General features: G+C 73.4%; 7 protein-coding genes. 6 read left to right on the forward strand and 1 reads right to left on the reverse strand.

Features of this window, described 5'->3' with window-relative positions:
• Positions 1 to 1,139 (forward strand): oxygenase MpaB family protein (locus QQZ14_RS12745; RefSeq protein ID WP_284534698.1); only part of this gene is annotated, 1,139 nt, incomplete at its 5' end.
• Positions 1,140 to 1,273: 134 nt separating this feature from the next.
• Positions 1,274 to 3,058 carry an acetyl/propionyl/methylcrotonyl-CoA carboxylase subunit alpha gene (locus QQZ14_RS12750; RefSeq protein ID WP_284534699.1) on the forward strand — a complete coding sequence of 595 codons (1,785 nt, stop codon included), beginning with the start codon at positions 1,274 to 1,276 and terminating at the stop codon, positions 3,056 to 3,058.
• A gap of 55 nt (positions 3,059 to 3,113) precedes the next feature.
• On the opposite strand, the gene QQZ14_RS12755 is transcribed toward QQZ14_RS12750, so the two are convergent.
• Positions 3,114 to 3,464 (reverse strand): ArsR/SmtB family transcription factor, encoded by a 351-nt coding sequence (locus tag QQZ14_RS12755; protein ID WP_284534700.1) that lies wholly within the window; start codon positions 3,462 to 3,464, stop codon positions 3,114 to 3,116.
• Between the two features lie 89 nt (positions 3,465 to 3,553).
• Here QQZ14_RS12755 and arsM point away from each other — a divergent pair, with 89 nt between their 5' ends.
• From arsM to QQZ14_RS12775, 4 genes are all read left to right on the forward strand, one after another.
• Complete coding sequence (gene arsM / locus QQZ14_RS12760) at positions 3,554 to 4,366, forward strand: arsenite methyltransferase (RefSeq protein WP_284534701.1); 813 nt, start codon at positions 3,554 to 3,556, stop codon at positions 4,364 to 4,366.
• Between the two features lie 30 nt (positions 4,367 to 4,396).
• The gene (locus QQZ14_RS12765) at positions 4,397 to 4,903 is read left to right on the forward strand and encodes a PH domain-containing protein (protein ID WP_284534702.1); all 507 of its coding nucleotides are present in this window, start codon (positions 4,397 to 4,399) and stop codon (positions 4,901 to 4,903) included.
• Complete coding sequence (locus tag QQZ14_RS12770; protein ID WP_284534703.1) at positions 4,900 to 6,387, forward strand: PH domain-containing protein; 1,488 nt, start codon at positions 4,900 to 4,902, stop codon at positions 6,385 to 6,387. The genes QQZ14_RS12765 and QQZ14_RS12770 overlap by 4 nt, the downstream gene beginning before the upstream one ends.
• An 82-nt stretch (positions 6,388 to 6,469) precedes the next feature.
• A partial coding sequence (locus QQZ14_RS12775) for an ATP-binding protein (RefSeq protein WP_284534704.1) occupies positions 6,470 to 7,354 on the forward strand: 885 nt, incomplete at its 3' end.

Here is a 7,354-nt window from a genome sequence, read left to right on the forward strand (position 1 = left end):
GGCGCATCGCCCGGCCGCTGCGCCGGGTCACCGGCCGCGGTGCCGACCCCGCCCCTGCCGAGCTGGACCGGCTGCGCGCCGGACTGCGGCGCCGCGACGAGCCCGCCCACGACCTCGTCCGTGCCGTGCGCGAGGAGCACAGCGTGACGATGCCGCAGTTCCGGCAGGCGCTCGAGCACGGGACCGACTCCGTGCCGGACGCTCCGTCGGCACTGCGCCGCTTCTTCGACCTCGTCGAGGACCGTCCCGCTTGGGTGGACGACGAGCTGCTCGACCGGGGCGCGCGGGCGATGCAGAAGCTCGGCTGGGACGGCTTCGACCTGCTCACCTGGGGCTCGCTGCTCGGCGGCTACCGCTCGGCAGCTGCGCTCGAGCCGCTGGTGCGCTCGGGGCGGCTGCTGGGCGCCGGCGCCGCACGGCGTACGGCGGAGACGAGCCGGTGGTTCCTGGCCTGCATCGAGGACGGCGGCATGCGCCGGGAGTCGGAGGGCTGGCGGCTGTCGGTGCACGTGCGGGTCATGCACGCGTTCGTGAACTACCAGCTCGAGCACGACCCCACGTGGGACTGGGAGCTGCGCGGCACCCCGATCAACCAGTACGACCAGGCGAGCACGCTCGCGGTGTTCAGCACCACCCCGCTCCTCCAGGCCCGGCTGCTGGGCTTCCGGATCAGCCGCCGCGACTCCGCGGGGGTGATGCACCTGTGGAGCTACATCGGCTGGCTGATGGGCGTCGACGAGCACTGGCTGCCGCGCACCGAGAAGGCCGGGCGCCGGATCATCTACCACCTGCTCTCCTACGACCCCGGGCCCGACGAGAACAGCCGGGTGCTCGCCCGGGCGCTGGTCGACAGCCAGGCCGACGTGCCCGGGCCGCGGTGGCGCGGCGTGCTCGCACGCGAGATCGGCCTCAGCTCGGCGACGCTCCTCAACGGGCGGCGGGGCATGCACGAGCTCGGCCTGCCCGCCCGCCTGCCGTGGTACCCCCTCCTGCGGATCCCGGCCAACGTCTTCTGGACCCACGTCGTGGGCAGGCTGCCGGGCGGCGAGGACCTCGTCGTACGCCGCGGGCGGCACGGACGCGACCGGCGGGTCCGGCTCCAGCACCGGGTGCTCGCCGAGGTTCCGCCCGTCGGCTGACCCGGTCGCAGGCCGTGCCCGGGCGGGTCACGGCCCGGCCCGTGCGAGATGGGCCACACGAGACGGGCGCCACATCCGGGCCCGCGGCGGGTAGCCTGCCCCGCGGAGACGACGTCGGAGACCCAGGAGTGCCAGTGCCGCAGAGCAAGCCGTTGCGACGAGTCCTCATCGCCAACCGCGGTGAGATCGCGGTGCGGGTGATCCGCGCGTGCAAGGACGCCGGCATCGGCTCCGTGGCGGTGTACGCCGAGCCCGACCGCGACGCGTTGTTCGTGCGGCTGGCCGACGAGGCCTACTCGCTGGGCGGGGCGACCCCGGCGGACTCCTACCTGGACATCGCGAAGATCATCGCGGTCGCCGAGCGGTCCGGCGCCGACTCGGTGCACCCCGGCTACGGGTTCCTCGCCGAGAACGCCGACTTCGCCCAGGCCGTGATCGACGCGGGCCTGATCTGGATCGGCCCGCCGCCGGCGGCGATCGAGGCGCTGGGCGACAAGGCCAAGGCCAAGCACATCGCCGAGCGCGCCCAGGCGCCGCTGGCCCCGGGCACCAAGGACCCGGTCGCGGACGCGGACGAGGTCGTGGAGTTCGCGAAGGCCAACGGGCTGCCGGTGGCGATCAAGGCGGTCTTCGGTGGCGGCGGCCGCGGGCTCAAGGTCGCCCGCACGCTCGAGGAGATCCCCGACGCCTACGAGTCCGCGGTCCGCGAGGCGGTCAGCGCGTTCGGCCGGGGCGAGTGCCTCGTGGAGAAGTTCCTCGACAAGCCGCGGCACGTCGAGACCCAGTGCCTGGCCGACCAGCACGGCAACGTCGTGGTGGTGTCCACCCGCGACTGCTCGCTGCAGCGCCGCAACCAGAAGCTCGTCGAGGAGGCGCCCGCGCCGTTCCTGACCGAGGCGCAGCTCACCGAGCTCTACGAGTCCTCCAAGCGGATCCTCAAGGAGGCCGGCTACTACGGCGCGGGAACGTGCGAGTTCCTGGTCGCGCAGGACGGCTCGATCTCCTTCCTCGAGGTCAACACCCGGCTCCAGGTCGAGCACTGCGTGTCCGAGGAGGTCACCGGCATCGACCTCGTGCGCGAGATGTTCCGGATCGCGGCCGGCGAGGAGCTCGGGTACGACGACCCCGAGATCCGCGGCCACTCGATCGAGTACCGCATCAACGCCGAGGACGGCGGCCGCAACTTCATGCCCGCCCCCGGCACGCTCTCGGCCTGGAGCCCGCCGAGCGGTCCCGGCGTCCGCCTCGACGGCGGCTACGAGAACGGCGAGACCATCCCTGGCTCGTTCGACTCGCTCATCGCCAAGCTGATCGTGACCGGCCGCGACCGGACCCAGGCGCTGGAGCGCTCGCGGCGCGCGCTCGACGAGTTCGTCGTCGACGGCATGCCCACGGTCATCCCGTTCCACCGCGCCGTCGTGTCCGACCCGGCGTTCATCGGAAGCCCGGCAGAGGCACCCGAGAAGTTCGACGTCTACACGCAGTGGATCGAGACCGACTTCGACAACCAGATCACGCCGTACGACGGCGACGTCGCCGAGGCCCCGGAGCCGGAGGACAAGCAGCGGGTCGTGGTCGAGGTCGGCGGCAAGCGGGTCGAGGTCGTGCTGCCCGGCGGCCTCGGCGGCCTCGCCGTCGGCGGGGGCGGGTCAGGGAAGAAGCCGGCCCGGTCGACCGCGAAGAAGTCCGGCGGCGCGGCCAGCGGCGACGCCGTCACCAGCCCGATGCAGGGCACGATCGTCAAGGTCGTCGTCGAGGAGGGCCAGCAGGTCGCCGAGGGCGACACCGTCGTGGTCGTCGAGGCCATGAAGATGGAGCAGCCCCTCAAGGCGCACAAGGCCGGGACCGTCACCGGCCTGGAGGCCGAGGTCGGTCAGACCGTCGGCAACGGCGCGGTCATCTGCGAGCTCAAGGACTAGGCACCACGCGGTTTCGGCTGCCAGCAGCCGAACCCCGCGACCCGCGCCTGCAGGGTCACGGCGTGGGGCGCAGCGCCCCGCTGAGGGACGCGAGCGTGGCATCCACCACGCGGTAGTAGGCCCAGCGGCCGCGCTGCTCGCGGGTGACCAGGCCGGCGTCCACGAGCTGCTTCATGTGGTGGGAGACGGTCGGCTGGGAGAGGCCGACCGGCTCGATCAGGTCGCAGACGCACGCCTCCTCCCCCGGTCGCGCGGCGATCATCGACAGCAGCCGCACCCGGGTGGGGTCGCTGAGCGCCTTGAACACGCGGGCGAGGCGCTCGGCCTCGTCGACCTCGAGCGCGCCCTGCGTGAGCGGCGAGCAGCAGACGCCGGTGCCGTCGACGATCGGGAGCGAGGTGGCCATGAACCCAGTCTGACATACGCATTGACAAACGTCGATGTATCGACCACGATCGATCTATCGAAGTTCGTCTATGTGAAGGAGCGTCACCTATGTCCAGCACCGAGGAGCTGCGCGAGCAGGTCCGCGTCCGCTACGCCGAGGCCGCCACCGCCGTCCGCGGCGGCGCCACCAACGTCGAGGTCAACCACAAGCTCAGCGACCAGCTGCAGATCGTCGACGACGGGTGCGGCGACTCCTGCTGCGGCGGCACCACCGGGACGGTCGACGACGGCTTCGGCGCCGGGCTCTACGACGCGGCCCAGCAGGGCGACCTGCCGGCCGAGGCTCTCGCCGCCAGCCTGGGCTGCGGCAACCCGACCGCGGTCGCGGCCCTGCGTGCCGGCGAGCGCGTGCTCGACCTCGGCTCCGGTGGCGGCATCGACGTGCTGCTGTCGGCCCGGCGTGTCGGCGAGACCGGGTTCGCGTACGGCGTCGACATGACCGACGAGATGCTCGAGCTGGCCCGTGACAACGCCGCCAAGGCGGGCGCCACCAACGTGGAGTTCCTCAAGGGCACGATCGAGGACGTCCCGCTGCCGGACGCGTCGGTCGACGTGGTGATCTCCAACTGCGTGATCAACCTGTCGGTCGACAAGCCCCGGGTGCTCGCCGAGATGTTCCGCGTGCTCACCCCCGGTGGGCGCATCGGCATCTCCGACGTCGTCGCCGAGGACCACCTCAGCGCCGCGGACCGCGCCGAGCGCGGCTCGTACGTCGGGTGCATCGCCGGCGCCCTGTCCCGCAGCGAGTACCTCGAGGGCCTCGCCGCGGTCGGGTTCGTCGACGCCGAGGTCGAGTTCACCCACGCGGCCGCCGACGGGATGCACTCCGCGATCGTGCGCGCGACCAAGCCGCTCGGGTAGGCGTCGCCGTCGCCAGCTAGTTTCTGGGGCATGACGGTCCCGAGCCAGCCCATCCCGGCCGCGCTGCGCGAGCCGAGCCAGCGGGTCAGCCCCCGGGCACAGCTGATGTGGGGGCTGACCGCTGCACTCGAGGCCGTCGTGCTGCTCGTCGTGCTGACGGTCGCGGGCCCCGTGACCGAGTGGGCGCCGGTCCCGTGGTGGGCCGTCGTGCTCGTCGCGCTGGTGGCGGCGGCGTACGTCTGCGTCGTCCCGAAGTGGCGCTACCGGGTGCACCGCTGGGAGGTGACCGGCACCGCCGTCTACACCCAGACCGGGTGGTGGGCCCGCGAGCGGCGGATCGCCCCGATGTCCCGCATCCAGACCGTCGACCACGCCGAGGGCGCGGTCGCCCGGCTCTTCGGCCTCGCGACGGTGACGGTCACCACCGCCTCCGCCGCGGGCGCGCTCGAGATCGCCGGGCTGGAGCGCGACCGGGCCCTGGCGCTGGTGGACGAGCTGACGCTGATGGCCGAGACCCTGCCGGGCGACGCGACGTGACCGAGGACCCCGCTCCCGAGGTTGCCGGCGGCTGGCAGCGACTCGATCCCCGGATGCTGCTGGTCTACCCGGTCAAGGAGCTGGTGCGCTTCCTGCCCGTGCTGCTCGGCGTGTTCGTCGCCGGCACCGCCTCGGGCGGCGGGTGGTGGCAGGTGGCCGGAGTCGGCGTGCCGGTGGCGCTGGGACTGCTGCGCTACGTGACGACCTCCTACCGGATCGCCCAGGGCCGAATCGAGCTGCGCCGCGGCCTGCTGAACCGGCACGTGCTCTCGACCCCGGTCGACCGGGTGCGGACCGTGGACATCACCGCTCCCCCGGTGCACCGGCTGCTCGGCCTGACATCGGTGCGGATCGGGACCGGGACCGCCTCCTCGGACGAGGACGACCGTCTCGACCTCGACGGGCTACCGGCGGAGCGGGCCCGGTCGCTGCGCGCCGAGCTGCTGCTCACGGGCCCGGACGCCGGGACGACCGCGGACCTGGAGCCGCCGGCGGTGCTCGACCTCGATCCCGCATGGGTGCGCTACGCCCCCCTCACCAGCTCGGGCCTGGTGCTCGCCGCGGGTGTGCTCGGCCTGGCGAGCCAGGCGCTCGAGTCGCTCGGCGGGATCGACATCGACACCCGGCAGATCTCCGACGGGTCCAGCGGCTGGTCCTGGTGGCTCGTCGTCCCCCTCGGTCTGCTGGCCATCGGCGTGGTCGTGACGCTGCTGTCGATGGGCGGGTACGTCGTCACCAACTGGGGATTCCGGCTCACGCACACCGGCCCGGCCCGCGGCGGAGCGTGGCACCTGCGCCGGGGGCTGCTCACCACGCGTGAGACCACGCTCGACGACGAGCGGCTGCGCGGGGTCGTGGTCGCCGAGCCGATCGGCCTGCGGCTGGCCGGCGCGGCCCGGGCCTCCGCGATCGTGACCGGCCTCGACCGCGGCCAGACCGGCAGCGCGGTGCTGGTGCCACCGGCTCCCCGGGCCGTCGTCGAGCGGGTGGCCGGCTCGGTGCTGCGCACCGGCCTGCCGATGACCGCACCGCTGACCGGGCACGGTCCACGGGCTCGGACGCGCCGCTACACCCGCGCGCTCGGGCCCGCAGCCGCGCTCGTCGCCGCCGCCGTCCTGCTGGCGCTGCTGGCCGACCTGCCGCTGTGGCTGCCGGTCCTGGCGTCGGCGGCGTTGCCCGTCGCAGCCGTGCTGGCCGCCGATCGCGCCGCCGCGCTCGGGCATGTCCTGGTCGACGGGCACTTCGTGGTGCGCTCGGGCAGCCTGGACCGGCGCCGCGAGGCGCTCGAGCTCGACGGCGTGATCGGCTGGAACCTGCGCGCGACATGGTTCCAGCGCCGGGCCGGACTGACCTCGCTGGTCGCCACCACCGCCGGCGGCCGGCAGGCCGTCGCGGCGATCGACGTACCGGACACCGTCGCGGTCGGCGTCGCCGCCGCCGCGACCCCCGACCTGCTCGCGCCGTTCCTGGTGACCGGCGAGTAGCCTCCGGTCGCTCTCCAGCGACCCCGTCTCGCCGGGCGTGGGCCAGGTGAGGTGCCTGGGCAGGGCTTATAGGTTGTGCCCCATGTTCTCCAAGGTGCTGGTCGCGAACCGCGGCGAGATCGCGATCCGGGCGTTCCGTGCGGCGTACGAGGTCGGCGCCCGCACGGTCGCGGTGTTCCCGTTCGAGGACCGCTGGTCCGAGCACCGCCTGAAGGCGGACGAGGCCTACGAGATCGGTGAGCGCGGCCACCCGGTGCGCGCCTACCTCGACCCCGAGGCGATCGTCGCGGTCGCGGTCCGGGCGGGCGCCGACGCGATCTACCCGGGCTACGGCTTCCTCTCCGAGAATCCCGCGCTGGCCGAGGCGTGCGCCAACGCCGGCATCACGTTCGTCGGACCGACCGCCGAGGTCCTCACGCTCACCGGCAACAAGGCGCGCGCGATCGCGGCGGCCAAGGCCGCCGGCGTGCCGACCCTGGCGAGCGTCGAGCCGTCGACCGACGTCGACGCCCTGGTCGAGTCGGCGTCCGGGATGCCCTACCCGCTCTTCGTGAAGGCGGTCGCCGGCGGCGGCGGCCGCGGCATGCGGCGCGTCGACGACGAGGCGCACCTACGTGAGGCCGTCGAGACCTGCATGCGCGAGGCCGAGGGCGCGTTCGGCGACCCGACGGTCTTCATCGAGCAGGCCGTGGTCGACCCGCGGCACATCGAGGTGCAGATCCTCGCCGACGCCGAGGGCAACGTGATGCACCTGTTCGAGCGCGACTGCTCGGTGCAGCGGCGCCACCAGAAGGTCATCGAGATCGCCCCGGCCCCCAACCTCGACCCCGAACTGCGGGAGCGGATGTGCGCCGACGCGGTGCGCTTCGCCCGCGAGATCGGCTACCGCAACGCCGGCACCGTGGAGTTCCTGCTGGACACCAAGGCCGTGGCTGACCACAGGGGGGCGTGGGGGGACGAAGTCCCC

The organism is Nocardioides sp. T2.26MG-1 (assembly GCF_950101795.1).
Classification (GTDB): Bacteria; Actinomycetota; Actinomycetes; order Propionibacteriales; family Nocardioidaceae; genus Nocardioides.